Genomic DNA, 18536 nt, shown 5'->3' on the forward strand with positions numbered 1-18536 from the left:
TGTACTCCGGACCGCTGCCATGCTGAGCTCGACGGCTCGGCCACGCGACGCTCGGGCCTGGTTGAGTGCGGGGGCGTCACGGAAGCCCCCGCGGTTCCAGCGGTCGCCGACCAGGCCGTCCGGTAGCTGTCCGGTAGCTGTTCGGCCAGTTGGTGGGCCTGGGTCCCGTGTGCGCCGTCGAGCGGGCTGTCGGGAAAACCGCCACGGCCTTTGAACTCCCCGGGCCGCCCGGGGCGCTGGGTCGATGCGTGCAGGATTGAAGAACCTGCTGTCGCCGCGACCGACGTACTGTTCGGTTCTGACGATTGCCTGCTCGAAGAAAGCCGTCAGAGCCCTGTTCCCGGCGGCTGCGTGGCCTGGTGCGGAGGCGAGGTCGGCGAGACCGCCGGGGCCCGAACACGACGGGCACCTGCGTCTCTCATCCGGTCGACACCGCCTGTGGGGCAGGCTGATCCTCGCACGGGAAGAGGCTGGCGACGGCTGGAACCACGCGTTGTCCGGGAGCCGACAGTCGCCCGCGTGGCGGCGCGGACCGGGGTGGTGACCGACGGCGTCGGTGTGATACATGTGACCGCGAACGATCTCGCTTCCAGAGCACCGTACTGTTGTCCGGCCCGGCGTTCGGGATTGCCGTGGCTGGTCGGGACGATGACGTGCGGAATGAACCTTCGGGATGAAACGGACACGCCCTGTCGGCGGGCATCGGAATCACCAGGGAACACCGATGAATTGCCGAAATCCGGTGACGGCATCGGATTCCCGTGTGGTATGACACGGAATCCTCCGCCGCCATCGGCGTCGACCACCCGAACGGGTGCGGGTGGCAGCAGGGAACGGAAAGCGCGGAAACGGAGAACAGGAGACCCGGGTGATCGACCGGCTGTGGTTGTATCCGCCGCTCGCCTACGGGCGGCTGGGCCCGTCCACCACTCCCTGTGACAACTACGTCTGGGGGCCCAACGACCTGTCGTCACGGGGCACCGGCCGCACGACGGTCCAGCCGGCCGAGACGCTCGACGTCGCCGAGGACGGAACGGTCACCCTCCGGCAGCCCGCGACGGTGACGTTCAAGGACGCCGCCGGCTTCCGCCCGGTGTGCCCGTTCTTCGAACTGCACGGCGCCTGGACAGCCGACGGCGTGACCCACGAGGGGCCGATCACCGCCGAGGTCCTCGCCGCCGCCGGTGTCGCCCTCGGCGACGTGCGCTGGGAGGTCGAGGTCGCCAACCTCAAGCCGCACCACTACACCCAGGTCGACGACGACCGGATCGTCGCGACGGTGAGCATCGCCGGGGACGACACCGGGCGCCGGGCGCTCGACGGGCACTCGCCCGCGGGGTCCGCGGCGCCGCTGGTGCCCGCCGGCAGCCGCGTCCCGCTGGGCAGTGTGCAGCTGACCAGGCCCAGCGCCGAGCTGCCGGAGCTACGCCTGCGGTTCACCCCGGCCGTCGGCGCCGTGTACGGGCCGACGGACCTCCCGAACCGCACGAGCGACTACGTCCTGCCCGCGGATCGGCTCGTCCTCAGCCCGCAGTCGCCCTGGGTCGGCTTCGCGCTGGGCGGCGACGACCCGCGGACCAACCCGGGCGGGCTGTTCGCGGGCGCGGAGGGCAACGCCGGTCTCGGGCTCGTCGACGACGTCTGTGACGGCACGGTGCGGGTCGTCCTGCCGGCGGGCCCGGGTCAGCCGGCGGAGCTGAGCGCGGTGGCACGCATCGTCGTCGGTCCGCCGGACTTCGCGCCCGACCAGCGCCCGTTCACCTCGGCCGCGGACGGCCTGACCGACCGGGTCCGGCGCGCCGACGTCCGCGACCCCGCGTACGTGGCGGACGCCGCCCGCACCACCCTGGAGGTCCGCGACCTGTTCGAGCGGATCCTGGAGACGGTCGCCACGGTGAACGTCGACGCCCAGAACGGCCGCGCCCGTTTCGAGAACATCGCGATCGCGCGCAGCCGGGGGGAACCGGAGGCAGCGGCCCGGGACCGGGCATTCCCGGCGGCCGAGCCGCTGACCGACCATCCGTTCCCGCTGACAGAGGCGGCCCGGGCGCGCCACCGCCGATTCCTGGCTCTGGAGGTGTTGGAGGACCTGCTGCGGGAACGGCCTGACCTGCTCCCCACGGTTGTGCGCGAGCCGGCGACCAGCGAGCGCTACTACGACCGCCGCATGCCGGCGCTGATGCGCGGCTCCGACCGCCATCCCATGCATCTCACCCGGCGGCAGTACGACCTGCTCCGGGCCTGGAGCGCAGCGCTGCGGCAGGACGTCGAGCAGGGCACGTGACGGTCCTGCTGCAGATCGGCCGCCGCCCGCCGGACCCGGACCCGGCCCCGGCCCCGTCCCCGGGCGGGCACCCCGTGCCGGCCGACCGGCCCCTGCCGGGCGCGGTCCCGGACGTGGTGCCGGGCGCCGCCGCCGAGGCGCGCCTGTTCCACAGCGCGCACGGGGCACACCTGTTCGTGGTGGACGGCAGCCGGGTCTACGACCTGCCCGGTGACGTCGAGGGGCAGGTGCGGTCCTGGCTGGACTCGGGTGATGCGAGCGAGCTCGGGCCCGGCGCGCGCGCCGCCCTGGGGCTGGAGCCCGGCGCGTCCAGGCGCATCGACGGCCGCCCGATCGACCCGCCGCCGCTGTCAGCCCTCTCCCTGAACGTCATGCAGGCGTGCAACATGTCGTGCGCCTACTGCTACGCGGACGAGGGCCGCTTCGGCGGCGCGGCCCGGGTGATGCCGCGCGAGGTCGCCTTCGCCGCGGTCGACCGTCTCCTCGCCGATTCGCGGCCGGGCGCCGACGTGGTCGTGGGGTTCATGGGTGGTGAACCGCTGCTCGCCGCGGACCTCGTGCACGAGGTCACCGCCTACGCTGCCCGGGCGGCCGAGGCCGCCGGGCGCCGGGCGCGGTTCTCCCTCACCACGAACCTGACCGAGCTGCGCCCCGCGGACGCCCGCCTTTTCGCCCGGTATCCCTTCGCCGTCTCGGTGAGCCTCGACGGCGACCGGGACCGTAACGACGCGCTGCGCCGGCTGCCCGGTGGCGCCAGCGCCTATGACCGGGTGCGTGCCGGGCTCGACCTGCTGGCGCGGCACGGGCGTCCGCGCCATCTCGCCGCGCGGGTCACCGTCACCCCGGCGGGCGGCCGGCTGCTCGACGTCCTGGACCATGTGATCGGCCTCGGCTTCGACGAGGTCGGGTTCGCCGCGGTCGTCGCGTCGCCGGACCCGGCGCTGGAGTTCACCGGGCCGCAGTTCGAGGGGTTCCTCGCGCACATGGTCGAATGCGGCGAGGTGGCGCTGCGTGAGCTGGCCGCCGGCCGCCGGTACCCGTTCGGCAACTTCGAGACGGCCATGGCGCAGATTCATCGGGGCAGCCACCGCCCCTACCCGTGCGGCGCGGGTGCGGGGTATCTCAGCGCGGCCGCGAACGGCGACCTGTTCGCCTGCCACCGGCTCGTCGACGACCCAGGCTTCGCGATGGGCTCGGTGACGGCCGGCCCGGACCAGGCGGCCCGGGCGGAGCATCTGGCCCGCGGCCACGTCGACCGGATGAGCCCGTGCCGGTCGTGCTGGGCCCGGTACCTGTGCGGGGGCGGCTGTTACCACGAGGTGGCCCGGCGCGGGCGGCCCGGGTGCGACTACATCCGCGGCTGGCTCGCCTTCTGCCTGCGGGCCTACGTCGAGCTGTCCGCGGCGCGCCCCGACTACTTCGAGGGACTGCCGGCGTCTTCCGGGTATGGCGGCAGCGGCAGCGATCCGACGACCGTCGCCCGCTGACGGACGCCGCGTGAGCTGGACGCGCGGACCACACAGGTGCGCCGCGTGAGCAGGACGCGTCGCCCATCAGGTGCGCCGCGCGGACACCGACGCGCCGCCCGACGAGGCGCGGCGCGCGACGAAAGGGCTGGAACGTGACGGAACCCGTGACCGGGCCACCCGTGGGGAAGATCTTCCCCCGAAACCTGACGGCGCGGGCGGACCACGTCGTGCGCGGCAACCCGGCGGCCTCCCGTCCCGAGAGCGGCGTCGACAACTGCTATCCGGGGCTGGAGTTCGACCAGCGCAACCTGGACAAGGCCTTCTTCCCCGGGCTGACCTTCGAGTTCCACCGCCCGGACGGCGCCGTGCTGCGCCGCGTCGACGCCACCGGCATCGCCGCCGAGCGCGGCCTGACCGACGCGGACCTGCCCCTGCACCTGTGGGCCGTCTGCGGGCGCACGACCGTCGACCAGACCGAGGCGGACATCCCGACGTTCAGCTGCGCGAACCTCGGCGGGCTGGACGTCTGGCGGCTGGTGCACGACCTCATGCCGGGCCGGATCGCGATCCTGCTCGGCCCGGCGCCCGGCATCTCCTCGCCCGGCGCGGACGTCGTGAACGGCTCGCTCAACGGGTTCCGCCGCGGTGACCGCAGCGTCGTGCAGCGGGACCCGGACGGCACGGTGCTGGCGGTCCTGGTCGCCGACCGGGCCCGCTACCTCGACCCCGAGGGTGTCATCGACCCCGAGGTCTACCTGCCCGGCGAGCTGACCCGCAGCCTGTGCGCGCCGTGGCAGTACGACTTCCGGGACTGCGGCTGCTTCTACTGGGCGGCCTCCAAGCCCGACGTCGTCACCAGCGCCGACGGGCAGATCCCCTACGTCAACTTCCAGCGCGGCGACCGCACCGCCGTCCCGCCGCCCGCGGACCTGCCGACCGAGGACGGGCGGCGCGAGCAGGAGCTGGACTACGCCGAGATGCTCCATGCCTGGAACGACCTGGCCGTCGTGCTGGGCGGCCGGGAGACCGCCGGGGTCGCCCCGCCACCGCCGCCCGGGCCGACCGTCGGCGAGCTGGCCCGCCAGGAGGTGCTCGACGAGCTGAACTACCTGGCCACCGTCGAACACGCCCTCTCGGTGGAGTACCTGTTCGCGCACTACTCGCTCGACGCGCCCCGGCTGCTGCCCGACGACGCGGACGAGCACACCCGCCGCGTGCACGCCGCGGCCACCGAGGTCTACTCCATCGCCGTCGACGAGATGCGGCACCTGCGCTGGGTCAACGAGGCGCTCGCCCTGCTCGGCCAGCCGCCGAACGTCGGGCGGGCCGAGCGCATCCACCGCCAGCTCGACCGGCCGTTCCAGCTCGAGCCGCTCACCCCGGCGCAGCTGGACTGGTTCATCGAGGTCGAGCGGCCCAGCCAGGGAACGGCCTCGGGTGTCGACGGGATGTACGTCCAGCTGCTGACCACGATCGACGCGCGCCCCGATCTCTTCCCCGAGCGGGACAGGCTCGTCCACCTCATCAAGCTGATCATCGACGAGGGGGGTGAGCACTTCCGCCGGTTCGGCCTGGTCAAGGGCCACCTCGCCGGGCTCGCACCGGAGAGCTACCTGCGCACGCTGCGGGTGGCCCCGGCCGACGCGCTGACCGAGGGCCTGGCCGATCTCAGCGACCAGAACTACGCGCTGCTGCTCAACGCCCTGCAGGCGACCTTCGCGCTGGGGGACAGGGCCGGCGGCCAGCTGCTCGAACAGGCCCGCCGGGCGATGTTCAGCCTGCACGAGACGAACCACCTGCTCGCGGCGCGCGGCGTACGGCCGCGCTTCGAGCTGCCCGTCCCGGTCACGCTGCCCGTCCCGGTCGCCGATCATGCCGCCGGCATCCGCCGCGCCCAGGAGACCGTCGCCGAGCTGGGCGGCGCGCCGGAGCGCAGGCTCGTCCTCCAGCACGGCGCGGCGCACGAGGCCCTGCTCGCCGAGCTGCAGGCCGCCGGCGCCGGCACGATCGCCGCTGGCGGCACGATCGCCGCTGGCGGCACGATCGCCGCCGGCGGCACGATCGCCCCGCCGGCCCAGCCGCCACCGCCCCGGACCCAGGGGTGACCGACGCCGTCGTCACCGGGGCCGGGCTGGCGGGCCTGACCTGCGCCTACCTGCTCGCCGGGCAGGGCCGCCGCGTTCTGGTCACCGGATGGCGTCCGGGTGACCCCGAGCGGGCATCCGGCACCAGCCAGGCACCGGGAGAGACGTCCCCGCCGGCGCGTTGGCTGGTGCTCAACGAGTTGACCATCGACCTGCTGCGGGAGGTCTGGGACGGCGGAAGCGGTCTGTTCGACGGCGCCTGGCCGGTTCGGTGCCGATACGTCAGGTGGGGTGGCTCCGGCACCGACCAGCCCCTCGAACAGCGGAGTCTGGCGGTCGACGGGGCCCAGCTGGCCCAGCGGCTGGGCAGGCGGCTGGCCGAGACCCATCCGGACCTGGTCCGGCTCACCGCGGCCGGCCCCGCGCCGTCGGCGGCCGAGTGGCTGATCGCCGCCGGGCACCCGTCAGCCGGGCCGGCCGGGAGCCGTCCGGTTCACATCGGGCGCAGACACATGATCAGCGCGGAGGTGGAGCTCGTGGCGGGCGAGTCCGCCGCGAGTCACCTGGTGGCCACCGGTCCGGCCTGGATCTTCCTGGCACCGGTCGGACCGCGGCGGGCGCTGGTGCAGGCCATGGTGCCTGGGCCGGTCGCGGACCCGGTGCCGTTGCTGCGCAGGCTCCTGGACGGGACGGAGCTGGGACGCCGGCTCGTTGCACCGCCCGAGGCCGCCGTCGTGGTGCCCGCGGCGCCCCGGTTGCGGCAACCGCCCTGCGGGCCCGGCTGGATCGCGGTGGGCGGCCACGCCGCCCGGTTCGACCCGCTCAGCGGTTCGGGGACCGCGCAGGCTGTCCGAACAGCGGTACTCGCCGCGGCGGCCATCGACGCGGTCGACCGCGGCGCCGACGAGCTGGATGTCCGCGCGCATGTCACGGACCGGGTCCTGACCGCCTTCACCGAGCACGTCCGCACCTGCCTGGGTCTTTACACCTCCGCCCTGGTCGGCGGAGATCTGGTCGGCGGAGATCTGGTCGGCGGAGATCCCGTCGGCGGAGATCCGGTCGGCGGTGGTCCGGCAGGTGGTGGTCCGGTCGGTGGAGGTCCGGGCAGCGCGCGGACATCCTGGGGCGCCGGGCGCGCCGGCCTGGACCCGGCAGCCTGGCAGGACGAGATCGACCTGACGGCCGCCGCCCTGCGCGGGTTCGGCCTGGCCGCGGCCCCCTCTCCGAGGTTCACCCTGACCGGCCCGCTACCGGGCTGGAGACTGGTGCCGCACAGTCCGTAGCCGCACCGCGCGGCCAAGGTGGCGATGCCCGGGCCCGCTGTGGACCTTCGCGGCGTGCAAGGTGCACCATCCGGTGGCCTGACCGGCCCGAAAGGATCGTGGTCGGCGCATTAGCGGACTTCTTCCTCCTGCACTAGCGTGGAGGTTGTTGCTGTTCGCATCCACATGCTGACCTTGGGTCAGATGGTGGTGGCGGGGGCTCGCCGGCGTGATCCGGTCCGGCTGGCAGCACGATCCTCGCCGGCGGAGCCGACGAAGAGCCCAGGCGGAGAGGATGATGTCGCACGCGGAGCTCACTCGAGGTATCGCACCGGAGCGGGAAGCGCCGAACTGCGGCGCGGCCAGGTTCCGCCGAATCGTCGTTGTGTGCGCGGTGGTCGCGTCCGTAGCCCTGCTCGCCCCCTTCGTCCTGCCTTCGCGCGTCGCCGAGCTGGCCGTCGGCCTCGGCGGCATGGCCGCGATGGGGCTCCAGGGTGGCTGCGAGCTCTGGTCGACGCGGCGGGCGAGGGGCGCCGAGCGGCGCTGGAGGCTGCTCCTTCTCACCGGATGGATCGGCGTGGCGATCGGCCTCCTGATCACATCCGTCAGGGCGTTGTTCCTGGGGCAGAACCCCTTGCCGCCGCTGTCGGGGACGGAGCCCGCCTATCTGGCGTACATTCCAGCGTCGATCGCCGCGGTGCTCGCCTTCCCTGCCGACCCGCTCAGGCCGGAGGACGAACCGGCGGGAACTCACGGCACTCGTTGGAAGGTCGTCACCGTACTGGACGCGGTGCTTCTCGTCGGCTCGCTGAGCCTGCTCGGCTGGGTGGTCGTCTTCGGCCCGTTGGTGCGCGCGCGGGCACCGGCGCCGGCCTCGCTCGGAATCCTGCTGGCGTTCGGCCTGGGATGTTTCCTGCTGCTGATCACAGTTCTGCTCGTCGGGGTGTTCCGGCGCCCCCGCTGCAGGGAATCATTCGCGCTGCTCGGGGGCGGGCTCGGTTCCATCACCGTACTTCTGCACGTGTCGCTGTACTTCATCGCGAGCGGCCGGCCCGAGCCCCTGCAACTGGTGGCCAGCAACACCGTCGGCACGATGATGATCGGGCTCGCCTGTATCGTGCCGCCGCGGGCGCGGACGGACCGTGCTGTCTGTCCCGCCGCCGTTGGTCTCGGATCCGCTCCCGGCGGCCTGGCCCGGTGGCGTGCCCGCTGGGCCGGCTGGCAGGCCGGGCAGGGCCCCCGCTGGGCGAGACTGCTCCTCCCATACCTTCCGCTGGCCGCCCTGGGCGTGCTGGTGGCCGTCCAGATGGCGACGCGGACGCAGGTCGGACCGAGCGTGCTACTCGGTGTCCTCCTGCTTGTGCTCGTCGTGCTGATCCGTCAGCTGCTGACCTTGGCGGACAACATGAGGCTGCTGGACAGGGTTGAGCAGAGCCGTCGGCAGCTGCGCCACCAGGCGCTCCATGATCCCCTGACCGGGCTGGCGAACCGTGCCCTGTTCGGCGACCGGCTGGAACACGCGGTCGCTCGGCGGAGCCGCGGCCGGCTGTCGCTGCTCTTCTGTGATCTTGATGATTTCAAGAYCGTCAACGACACGCTGGGGCATTCTGCCGGCGACGAGCTGTTGCGGTTGGTCGCTCGGCGGCTGCTCGGCTGCGTCCCGTCGTCGGACACGGTTGCCCGCCTCGGGGGCGACGAGTTCGCGGTCCTCCTGGAGGACGAGACCGTGGACGCCGAGGCGGCCGGCAGGAGGGTGCGCGCGGCCGTCAGCGCGCCGTGCCGCCTCGCCGGGCAGCCATACGCCGTCCAGGTGAGCCTTGGCCTGGCAGTCGCCGAGCCGGGATCTCCGATCAGCTCCGAGAGTCTGCTCCAGCAGGCAGATCTCGCCATGTACGCGGCCAAGCAGCGGGGCAAGGACCGACTGGTCGTCTACGATCCCGGCATCGTCGCCCACAGCGGCTCGTTGCCGGCGCACCGTGCACTGCACCAGGTGTTGCGGGGAGATCCCGCGGGTGGCGTCCTCGACGTTCTGTACCAGCCGATCGTCGATCTGACCCACGGTCACCCGGTGGCCTACCAGGCCTCGGCGCGGTGGCGTCACCCGGTCCTCGGGCATCTCACAGGCGAACGGACGGTCGCGGTGGCGGCCGGCGCAGGGCTGAGCCACCAGCTCGAACAGGCGATCCTCGACCGTGCCTGCCACGACATCGGCCGCTACCGAAGGCGGACAGGAAAGAACGTCGCCGTCTACGTCAGCGTGTCGGTGGCACGGCCGACCCGCGACCTGCCGGCCGACATCGAGACGGCGTTGGCCGCCTCCGACCTCCCGGTGCAGGCGCTGGTCCTCAGGCTGTCGGAAACGGAGCGCCTCGATGAGCGGGCCGCCGACAGCCTGCGTACCTGTGCCGCCCGTGGGCTGCGCCTCGCACTGAACGGCATCGCCGGCAACCACAACAGTCTTCTGTCGCTCGACGAGCTGCCCATCGAGATACTCATGTTCGACAGCTCGCTCGGCGGTCGTGTCCCTGGCGGCGTGGGCCGGGCCGACCTGCTCCGCCATGCGGTGATCGCCTTCGCTGAGGACCTGGATCTCATGGTCATCGCCACCGGCGTCCAGAGCCGGCAGCAGGCACGTTCACTGGCGCGCCACGGATGCCGCTTCGGGCAGGGACAGCTGTTCGGACCACCGGCCGCACTGCCCGGGGCGACCGGTCGCCCAGCGGCCTAGGGTCTCGCGGCGCACGCGACTTCTCGTCGGCTTGGTCGCTCGGGTCTCGCGTCCTGTGTCACCAGAATCGAATCACGAGCCGTGCGGCCGYGACGGCTGATGGGCGGACTGTCGTCTTCGGCGCCACCGCGCGGGTGATCGTGGATGTCGACTCTGGTCGCGGTCTTGACCCTGGCCGCGGAGAAAGCCTTTCAGGGCAGTCGATGGTAGATTTCTGGCATGCGCACTGCCATCGACGCTGCGGGGCGTGTCGTCATCCCCAAGGCGCTGCGTGATGCTCTCGGGCTCACGGCGGGTCAGCCGCTGGAGATCGCCGAGCGAGACGGGCGGCTCGAGATCGTTCCGGCGCCGACACCGATGACGCTGGTGGACGAGGGTGACGGCGTGGTCGCCATCGCAGAGGCGGACATGCCGGTGCTGACCGCTGATCTGGTACGCACCACGCTGGAGCGAACCCGGCGATGAAGGCTGTCGACACCAGCGTGGTCGTGGCCTGCTTCGCCAGCTGGCACGAGCACCATGCGGTCGCGCGCAAGGCCATGGCCAGCCATCCGCGCCTGATCGCACACGCGGCGATCGAGTCCTACTCGGTCCTGACCCGCCTTCCGCCTCCGCACCGGGCGCAGCCGTCGACCGTGCACACGTTCATCACCGAGCGGTTCACTGATCCGTTCCTCACCCTGTCGGAGACGGGCTACCAGGAACTCCTGGCTGTTCTGGCGGCCGGCCAGATCCTGGGCGGCCCGGCCTACGACGCCCTGATCGCCTTCACCGCGGCCGAACACCAGGCGACCCTGATGAGTCTCGACCAGCGAGCTACCGCGACCTACGAAGCCATGGGAGTCACCGTGGACCGACTCGCTTCCTGATCAGGATTCGCGGACGGCGTTTCTGCGGTCAGGACCGCCACCGCTGCCTGGACGTCATCGCCGGCCGCCCGCAGGGGCTGTATGTGCATGGGTCCAGTGACACGGCGGGCGGGTGTCAGCCGGCGGGGCGCCGGTAGCCGGGATGAACCCCCGGGGTCAGGCCCTGCTGCTCGGCGATGCGGGCGAGCATGCCGCGCAGGGCCGAACGCTCGGAGGCGGTCAGCGCGGCGCACAGGTCGCCCTCGTGCGCCATGCCCACCGCACCCATTTCACCCATGAGGCGTTCGCCGTCGCCGGTGAGATGCAGGGCGTAGGACCGCCGKTCGGGGCTGCCGCGGCGCCGTTCCACCAGGTTCCGCCCCTGCAGGGTGTCGACGAGCACGACGAAGCGGCTGGGCGGGGTGCCCAGCCGAGCCGCGTAGGTCTGCTGGCTGAGCCCGGGTGACACCGCGATCATGCGCAGCAGCCCGGCCTGCGCCGGTGTCAGGTCGAGTTCGGCGACGCGGTCGGCGAAGCGTGCGGCTGCGTGCGCGCCGAGCTGTGCGAGCAGGAAGGCGACTCCTCCCTGGCTCTGGTTCGGTTCGTCGCACTCCTCGGACATCAGCGAAATACTAGCAGCTTGATAATGATAGACACTCGTATATGGTTCACGTGTGTCTATCGATGGAGGAGTCGTCATGCCCTCACCGTGTGCTGCCGTCGTCCCGTCGCCACCCGTCCGTTGAGACGCCAGTGCCGACCGAACCGAACTCATACGGCACGTCCCGCCGAAGCCTGCTCCGGGCGGTGGGCGGTGGCGCCCTGGGACTCGGCGTCGCGGGTGGGGCCCGGCCGGCGGTCGCGGCCGAGCCGACCGCCGTGCCTGATCCCGTTTCCAGGTGGATCAGCGGTCACGCGCACGGCATCGCCAGCACCGTGCCCGGCGCCGCGCCCGTCGACCTCGAGCCGCTGCGCACGATGATCGGTGACGTCGCGGTCGTCGGGCTCGGGGAATCCACCCACGGCGCGCACGAACAGCTCGGACTCAAGCACCGCCTGGTGCGGTTCCTGGTCGAGCGGGCGGGCTTCCGGTCGGTGGTGCTGGAGGAGGACTGGACCAAGGGCATCCAGATCGACGAGTTCCTCCGTCACGGCCGGGGCGACCCGCGCGATCTGCTCGCCGATGCCGGCACACCGTGGCAGTGCCGGGAGATTCTCGACCTGCTCGTCTGGATGCGGGAGCACAACGAACGCCATCCCACCGAACCGGTGCGGTTCGCCGGCGCCGACGTGGTCTCGGTCCGCGCCCTCGCCTACGACGCTGTCACCGACCACGTGGCCCGCCGCGCGCGGCGCCGCCTCGCCGACCTCAGCGCCCACTACGACGTGATCCGGCCGGCCGGCGCCATCGGCCCGCACATCGCCTGGTACCGCGGCCAGCCGGACAAGAAGCCCTACATCGACCACGCCCGCGCGGCGCGTGACCTCGTCGCCAGCCTTCCCGCCGACCCCGGGCGACGGCTCGCGCTGCGGCACGCCGAGGCGATCGTCGGCTTCCACGAGTACCACGCCACCTCCGCCGTGGCCGTCCGGGACCGCTACATGGCCGACACCGTCGCCTTCTGGCGCGGGTACACCGGCGGACGCTCGATCTACTGGGCCTCGAACGTTCACAGCGCCTGCGGCGACCCGCTGACCATCTCCTATCCGCCGTTCCCGCCCTCGACGCAGACGAGCGCCGGCGGCATCCTGCGGCGCCGCTACGGCGACCGGTACCTGTCGGTCGCCATGACCTTCGACCACGGGGAGGTCAACGCGGGCTACCCGCTGCAGCGGTACGCCGTCCCGCCGCCGGCCCCACAGTTCACCGACACCGCGTTCGCGTCGGCCGCCACGGCGGCCGACTACCTGCTCGACCTGCGATCGCCCGCCCCGCCGGCCGTGCGGAGCTGGCTTCGGGGCCCCGCCGTCCTCCGCGCGGTCGGCCCCAGCTACGACCCCGCCAACGACCCGTCCTACTTCATGTCCGGGGGCAGCCTGCGCGGCTGGTTCGACGTGCTCGTCCACCAGGGGGTGGTCACCGCGACCACGCCGCTCTGAGGCACTCGTTGGCGTGGGAGACCCGAAAGATCTACTTCGACGGGATTCCGCGGATCACCCGGGCACATCGCAAGTTCGTCACGGCTGTCGTCACGGCTGTCGCCGCCGCGGGTCCGCGCCGGTGAAAGTGGCCACGCACGCGGACGTGTAGCGAACGGCGGGATCTCCGGAAGTGTCACGGGATCACGCCTGTCGTCCGGCGGTGGTGCAGGTTGGCCTCATGAGCAACGAGATCGCCGTGTCCCCGCCGACGTCCTCGCCGACCGGCGGGGCCGTCACGCCGGCGGCGGCCTGGACACCGGTGGCCGCACTCACGTCGGGGACGACCGTGCTCGTGACCAGCGAGTTCTTGCCCGCCGGCGTGCTGCCGAAGATGGCCGCGGACGTCGGTGTCAGCGACGGGGTCGCCGGCCTGGCGATCGCGGTCACCGCGATCGCCGGTGCGGTGACCGCGCCCACGATCGCGCTCGTCCTCCCGCGGGCCGACCGGCGCACGGTGCTCGTCGCCCTGCTGGCCGCCGGCGCGGTCGCCAACATCACCGTGTCGGCCGCCCCGAACTTCGCCGTCCTGCTGCTGGGCCGGCTCCTGCTCGGCATCGCGCTCGCCGGCTTCTGGTCGTTCGCCTTCGGCGCGGGCGTGACCGTTGCCCCGGGCAGGTCGAGCGTCGTGTCGACCGCGCTCGCCTTCGGCGTGAGCCTCGCGACGGTGCTGGGTGTGCCGCTCGCCGCCCTTGTCAGCAACGACGTCGGCTGGCGGGCCGCGTTCGCCGGCGCCACCGTCATCTGCGCCGCCGCCGCGACCTGGCTGGCGTGCACGCTTCCGCCGGTGCCTGCGCATCCGTCCGCCGGCCTGCCGATGCTGCGCGAGGCTGTCGGGAACCGGCGGCTCATGGCGGGGATCGGGTGCGTCGTCCTGGTCGCGTTCGGGAACTTCGCCGCCTACCCCTACATCAGGCTCGCGATCGAACGGGTGACCTCGGCCCACACGACCTGGCTGCTCGTCGCGTGGGGCCTCGGTGGCATGGCGGGGAACATCATCGCCGGCGCGCTCGCCGCGAGGCTGCGCCCACTGGCGGCCGGGGGACCGGCCCTGCTGGGCGTGAGCCTGGTGATCACCGCCATGGCGGACGCTCCCGTGCAGCTCGTGATCGGGATCGTGCTGTGGGGGTTCGCGTTCAACATGGTGCCGGTCGCCACCCAGCTGTGGGTCACCAGAGTCGAGCCGGAACGCGCCGAGTCCGCGATGTCTCTGCAGGTCACGGCGTTCCAGGTCGCGATCACGGCGGGCGCGGCGATCGGCGGCGTGCTGCTCGACGCGCATGGTGCGCGGTCGCCGCTTCTCGTCGGCGCCGCCGTAGCACTCGCCGCCGGCCTCGGGTTCGGGCTACTGCACCTGCCGGCGGCCGACAGCAGCGTCATCGCACGTCGCGCCGGCGGCGCGACGCCGTGATGAGACACGAAGCTCGGCTGCTACCGAGGGCGCCCAGGCGAGCGGGTCGGAGTGGAAGCCGCTGATCGTGGGGGACGTCGGACGTCTGTCCGCGGAGTGCTCAGCTGGCTCGCGGCTGGGGCGGTGCGGGCGTCGGAGGTGGGCCGTCGAGCCACCACGCCGACCGTGCCTCCTCGTGCAGACCCTTGAGAGTGGGGTACCAGCTGCTGTTCTCGGCGAAGTAGCTCCTCATGGCCGGCGACGAGTCGAAGAGGTCCAGGATCCACGCGCGCCAGGATTCGAGATCCTTCTTGGAGTACTCGGGTTTCCGATCCCAGATGCATTCCAGGATGTCGAGGCAGAACTCGGTGATCGCCAGTATCTGATTGCGATCCTGGCGTGTCGAATCCGTCGGGATCGGCTCGTCCTCATAGAAATGGGGTCGCCACTGAGGGTACTCGATGAATACTCTGTCCACTTGGAGTGCCAGATCGGTTGTACTGTTGTAGGTGGTGACTGTCCGATTTTGCCTGGCATCCGAGACGGACAGCGCCGTCGCGCCGATGGAAAGCATCAGTGCGACGACCGCGACAATGTTCGAGGTTTCCATCCGAGGTCACTTTCCAGCTGTCGCGATGACAAGTGGGTGGTCGGGTGGGAGGTCGTAGCCCTCCTCGTACAGCGCTCGAACGAGATTGGTCAGCTCGTCGCCGGTCGGCGGGTCGGGCTGGGCGGCCGGTGCCCACATCAGGAGCATCGGTTGTTCGCCGTCTCCCTGGAGAAGCGGAACCCGGAAGCCGGCGATGGGTAACCTGCGGGCGCCTCTGTTCTCGTAGAAGCAGATCCGCCGCCGGCGTGCGGCGGTCGTTCCTGGGTCGATGTCCGGCTCGTCGGGGTCCTCGACCTCGAGGACAACTGCTGTCACCCCCCGACGGCGCCGGGCGTCGCTGCAGATGTGATACCAGAGCTCGCCGCCGAACCCGCCGCCGCGGTACCTCCCGTCGATCGCGAGATATTCAAGATAGAACATCTGAACCGACCTGAGAACGTAGGCCGACGCAAAGCCCAGTGCAGTTCCCTCGTGAAGTGCGACGTAAGCGATGCGAACACCCTCGTTGACATCTCGCACTATCTCCCCGAACGGCATCCGCTCGCCCGCGGGGAAGGCCTCCAGATAAATTCGCTCCACTGAGCTGACCTGCGATGGGTCGAGATCGGACAACGCCGAGACGCGCATATCCGGTATGGTAGCCGTTTTGGTGGCATCCCCGTATGGAGTACGGTGGAAGTCGATACCTTGACTGCCTCTGGTCGCTACTGGTTGCGGGGCGGTGATCGTGGGTGCCCATGAATGCTTATGGTGAGGGCGCCGCCGTCGCACTCGCCGCCAGTCCCGGGTGCGGGCTGGTGAGCCTGCCCCGGGGCTGACAACAGCGCCGCCGCACGCTCGTCAGGCACCGTGGTACCAATGTCCCACGCAGCGTCGGGACAGCCACCCGAAGCCGACGAAGACCGCGGCTCCCAGGGCCGAGGCCACCAGAACCGCGGCGAAGAGCTGCGGCGACTGGGCACGGGCCTGGTAACGGCTTATCAGCGCGCCGATACCCGGATCGCCCTGCCGGAAGAAGAAGTCCGCCACGATCGCGCCGACCACCGCGAGGCCCGCCGAGATCCGCGTTCCGGCGAAGATCGCGGGAAGGGCGGCACGCAGTTCGAGGCGGGTGAGGACGACCCAGCGGGAAGCCCGCTGCAGGGCGAACAGCTCACGCTGCGCCTGTTCCACCGAACGCAGGCCGAACATCGTGTTCGACACGATGGGGAACAGGGCGATCAGCACGCACACGATGACCCGTGCGAAGAAGTCGAAACCGAACCAGAAGCCGATCAGCGGCACCAGTGCCAGGACCGGAATGCACTGGAGCATCACGGCGTATGGGAAAAGGGAGCGCTCCAGCCAGTCCGCGTGGTTCATCACGACCGCCCACAGCACGCCGAGGACCAAAGCCGCCGCCAGTCCGGTGAACGCCACCTGTGCCGTCCGCCACAGAGCGGTCGCGATGTCGGCGCGCACCTTCGCGTCCCCGAACGCCACCGTGGCGACGGTGTGCGGTGGGGGCATCAGGAAACGACGGGAGGCATCGAGGGCGAGATAGCTGACGGAATACCAGACGGCCAGTATCAGCCCGGCGACCAGCACGGGTGGGACGGCCATCCGGGCCCGTCGCCCGAGCGGGGATCCGGGCCGGGTGCGGAACCGGGGCCAGGTCCGGCCCCGGCCCCGGCCCCGGCCCTGGGCCTGGGCCTGGGCCGGGGAGTGGCCCTGCGACTGGGCCCGGACCGATATCGCGTTCACGGCGTGTACCCCTTCCGCAGGGCGAGGTTGATCCGTTCCGAGAGCGCCCCGAACTCGCCCGAGAACCGCAGCCCGGGGTCGCGGACGTCCCCGAACGGCACGTCGACCACGTCGACGACGCGCCCCGGCAGGCCCGAGATGACGACCACACGGGTTGCCAGATAGACGGCCTCGCTGACCGAGTGGGTGACGAACACCCCGGCGAACCGGCGGTCGACGAACAGCCGCAGCATCTCCTCGCCGAGCCGCTCCCGGGTCAGTTCGTCGAGCGCACCGAACGGTTCGTCGAACAGGAAGAGATCCGGCTCCATGGTCAGCGAGCGGGCGAGCGATACCCGCATCCGCATGCCGCCGGAGAGCTGATGTGGCAGATGTTTCCCGAAGTCGGTCAGTCCGACTGTGGCGAGCGCCTCCGCGGCCAGTTCCCGCCGAGAGGATTTCGGCAGCCTGGCGAGCCGGGGGAAGAGCGCGACGTTGTCCAGCACGCTCAGCCACGGCAGCAGCGTCGCTTCCTGGAACACATATCCGAGCCGGTGCGTGCCGATGGTCACCGTGCCGCGGGTGGCTGTGCTGAGCCCGGCCGCGATGCGCAGGAGTGAGGACTTGCCGCAGCCGGAGGGTCCCACCACGGAGACGAACTCGCCGCGGCTCACCGCCAGATCGATCTCCTGCAGAGCGGTGGTTCCGTCCGGGTAGGTGAGGCCGACGCCCCGGAAGTCCAGCATGGGGTCCGACATCGCTAGTCCTCGGGGCTGTCGGCCGCGCCGGTCGTCCCGAGCCCGATGCCCGGGTCGAGGAACCTGTTGGTGAACAGGCCCGTGGCCTTCAGCCCGTCGGCCGGTGCGGTGCCGTTCCTGGTCAGGATCGGGGTGGTGATGTCGAGGATGGTCTGTATCCGGTTCCCGTCGAAGTCGCCGAGGGTGCCGTTGCCGCCGTTGCTGACGACTCCCGTCGTCAGCTGGCTCTTCGCGGAGTCCGCGGCCTGCCCTGCGGTGTACACCCAGCCGTTGTCGAAGGCGTCGACGGCCTTGATGATCAGTCTGTTCGCCGGTTCCGGGTGGGCGAAGTAGTCGACTGTGGACTGCTGCACCACCGGGATCAGGGCGCTCAGACAGGCGGACTGCGCGGTCACGTCCCTGCTGCGGACCGACAGTGCCACCGCGTACAGCGGGTAGCCGGTGTCGCTGATCAGCTGGTACGCGACCGGCTTGTGCCACTGGGGCAGCTCGTTCCGGTAGAGGTACGGCTCGACGGTGGCGAAGCCCTGCTGCGCGGCCTTGCCGCCGGCGGCGAGGAAGGTGGCCGGCGAGCCGTCATAGCTCCCGTCGACCTGGTCACGGCGCAGGATGCTGTTGCCGATGAGATAGTCCATCCAGGTGGCGCCGTCGAAATAGCGTACGGTCGCGCCGGCCTTGCCCAGCTCCTTGATCGTGGACACGCCGGGGTATGTCCCGGGATCCCACATGATCATCCAGGGGGCCTTGTCGAAGGTGGCGAAGACCTGGGTGACGGGGTGTTCGGCGGAGTTCTGCACGGCCTCGTCGGTGTTCACCCAGCCGAGCAGGATGTCGGGATCGGTGTACATCTCGACGGCCACCGACTGGTTGCCGATCGCCGGACCGCCGGACCGGATCTCGACCTCGACACCGGTCCACTCACCCTTCGCGTAGAGCGGGCCGCGCACCTGCTTCCTGGCGTCGTCGAGGACCGGGTTCGGGCCGAGCAGCTGGTAGAGCCCGCCCTGCTCGGCCTGGGGGTTCCAGTCGGTCTGGATCACGACCTTGGCCGGGCAGACCTTCGAAAGGTCGACGGAGCCGATGGTGAGACCCGCGGTGGAACCGGCCTGCGAGGCACCGGCACCGCTGTCGGCGCAGGCGGCAAGCGCCGGCAGCGCCACCGCGCAGAGTGCGGCCGCGACGCGGCGGAGGTAGCGGTGTGCGGCCCGGCGCTGACGGCGCCCGGGATTCGCGTTCATCGTG

The 18536-nt window shown here is 71.4% G+C and carries 15 protein-coding genes; 9 read left to right on the forward strand and 6 right to left on the reverse strand.

The genetic code is table 11. From position 1 onward, the window contains the following. The first annotated feature begins 868 nt into the window (after window positions 1–868). From CcI49_RS27685 to CcI49_RS27715, 7 genes are all read left to right on the forward strand, one after another. Entirely contained in the window at window positions 869–2284 is a 1416-nt protein-coding gene (locus CcI49_RS27685; protein ID WP_131831205.1) for a hypothetical protein, read from the forward strand. After that, entirely contained in the window at window positions 2281–3771 is a 1491-nt protein-coding gene (locus tag CcI49_RS27690) for a radical SAM protein (RefSeq protein WP_083749748.1), read from the forward strand. Before CcI49_RS27685 ends, CcI49_RS27690 begins: the two co-directional genes overlap by 4 nt. Before the next feature lie 134 nt (window positions 3772–3905). Continuing rightward, on the forward strand, window positions 3906–5858 hold the full coding sequence (locus CcI49_RS27695; RefSeq protein WP_131831206.1) for a ferritin-like domain-containing protein: 1953 nt from the start codon (window positions 3906–3908) through the stop codon (window positions 5856–5858). Further along, window positions 5855–7120 (forward strand): FAD-binding protein, encoded by a 1266-nt coding sequence (locus tag CcI49_RS42705; protein ID WP_076830853.1) that lies wholly within the window; start codon window positions 5855–5857, stop codon window positions 7118–7120. Before CcI49_RS27695 ends, CcI49_RS42705 begins: the two co-directional genes overlap by 4 nt. 277 nt (window positions 7121–7397) lie before the next feature. After that, on the forward strand, window positions 7398–9827 hold the full coding sequence (locus CcI49_RS27705) for a diguanylate cyclase (protein WP_076831156.1): 2430 nt from the start codon (window positions 7398–7400) through the stop codon (window positions 9825–9827). Between the two features lie 219 nt (window positions 9828–10046). Further along, window positions 10047–10292, forward strand: coding sequence for an AbrB/MazE/SpoVT family DNA-binding domain-containing protein (locus tag CcI49_RS27710; RefSeq protein ID WP_054567105.1), 246 nt, complete (start codon window positions 10047–10049; stop codon window positions 10290–10292). Then, on the forward strand, window positions 10289–10696 hold the full coding sequence (locus tag CcI49_RS27715) for a type II toxin-antitoxin system VapC family toxin (RefSeq protein WP_054567106.1): 408 nt from the start codon (window positions 10289–10291) through the stop codon (window positions 10694–10696). Before CcI49_RS27710 ends, CcI49_RS27715 begins: the two co-directional genes overlap by 4 nt. A gap of 115 nt (window positions 10697–10811) precedes the next feature. Here the strand turns inward: CcI49_RS27715 and CcI49_RS27720 are convergent, their stop codons facing one another. Continuing rightward, entirely contained in the window at window positions 10812–11297 is a 486-nt protein-coding gene (locus CcI49_RS27720) for a MarR family winged helix-turn-helix transcriptional regulator (RefSeq protein WP_076830856.1), read from the reverse strand. A gap of 131 nt (window positions 11298–11428) precedes the next feature. Here CcI49_RS27720 and CcI49_RS27725 point away from each other — a divergent pair, with 131 nt between their 5' ends. Next, window positions 11429–12775 carry an erythromycin esterase family protein gene (locus tag CcI49_RS27725; RefSeq protein ID WP_158230818.1) on the forward strand — a complete coding sequence of 449 codons (1347 nt, stop codon included), beginning with the start codon at window positions 11429–11431 and terminating at the stop codon, window positions 12773–12775. 220 nt (window positions 12776–12995) lie between these two features. Continuing rightward, window positions 12996–14225, forward strand: a complete 1230-nt coding sequence (locus CcI49_RS27730) for an MFS transporter (RefSeq protein ID WP_054567109.1) — start codon at window positions 12996–12998, stop codon at window positions 14223–14225. Window positions 14226–14325: 100 nt separating this feature from the next. On the opposite strand, the gene CcI49_RS27735 is transcribed toward CcI49_RS27730, so the two are convergent. From CcI49_RS27735 to CcI49_RS27760, 5 genes are all read right to left on the reverse strand, one after another. Next, window positions 14326–14814: a hypothetical protein gene (locus CcI49_RS27735; protein WP_054567110.1), complete on the reverse strand. Its 489-nt coding sequence runs from the start codon at window positions 14812–14814 to the stop codon at window positions 14326–14328. Between the two features lie 6 nt (window positions 14815–14820). Next, complete coding sequence (locus tag CcI49_RS27740) at window positions 14821–15441, reverse strand: GNAT family N-acetyltransferase (protein ID WP_076830860.1); 621 nt, start codon at window positions 15439–15441, stop codon at window positions 14821–14823. Window positions 15442–15654: 213 nt separating this feature from the next. Continuing rightward, the gene (locus CcI49_RS27745) at window positions 15655–16557 is read right to left on the reverse strand and encodes an ABC transporter permease (protein WP_241840267.1); all 903 of its coding nucleotides are present in this window, start codon (window positions 16555–16557) and stop codon (window positions 15655–15657) included. Continuing rightward, entirely contained in the window at window positions 16554–17294 is a 741-nt protein-coding gene (locus CcI49_RS27755; RefSeq protein ID WP_076830866.1) for an ABC transporter ATP-binding protein, read from the reverse strand. Before CcI49_RS27755 ends, CcI49_RS27745 begins: the two co-directional genes overlap by 4 nt. 2 nt (window positions 17295–17296) lie before the next feature. Next, window positions 17297–18532 carry an ABC transporter substrate-binding protein gene (locus tag CcI49_RS27760; RefSeq protein WP_116437518.1) on the reverse strand — a complete coding sequence of 412 codons (1236 nt, stop codon included), beginning with the start codon at window positions 18530–18532 and terminating at the stop codon, window positions 17297–17299. Window positions 18533–18536: the final 4 nt, after the last annotated feature.

The organism is Frankia sp. CcI49 (assembly GCF_001983215.1).
In the GTDB taxonomy this organism is placed as follows: domain Bacteria; phylum Actinomycetota; class Actinomycetes; order Frankiales; family Frankiaceae; genus Parafrankia; species Parafrankia irregularis.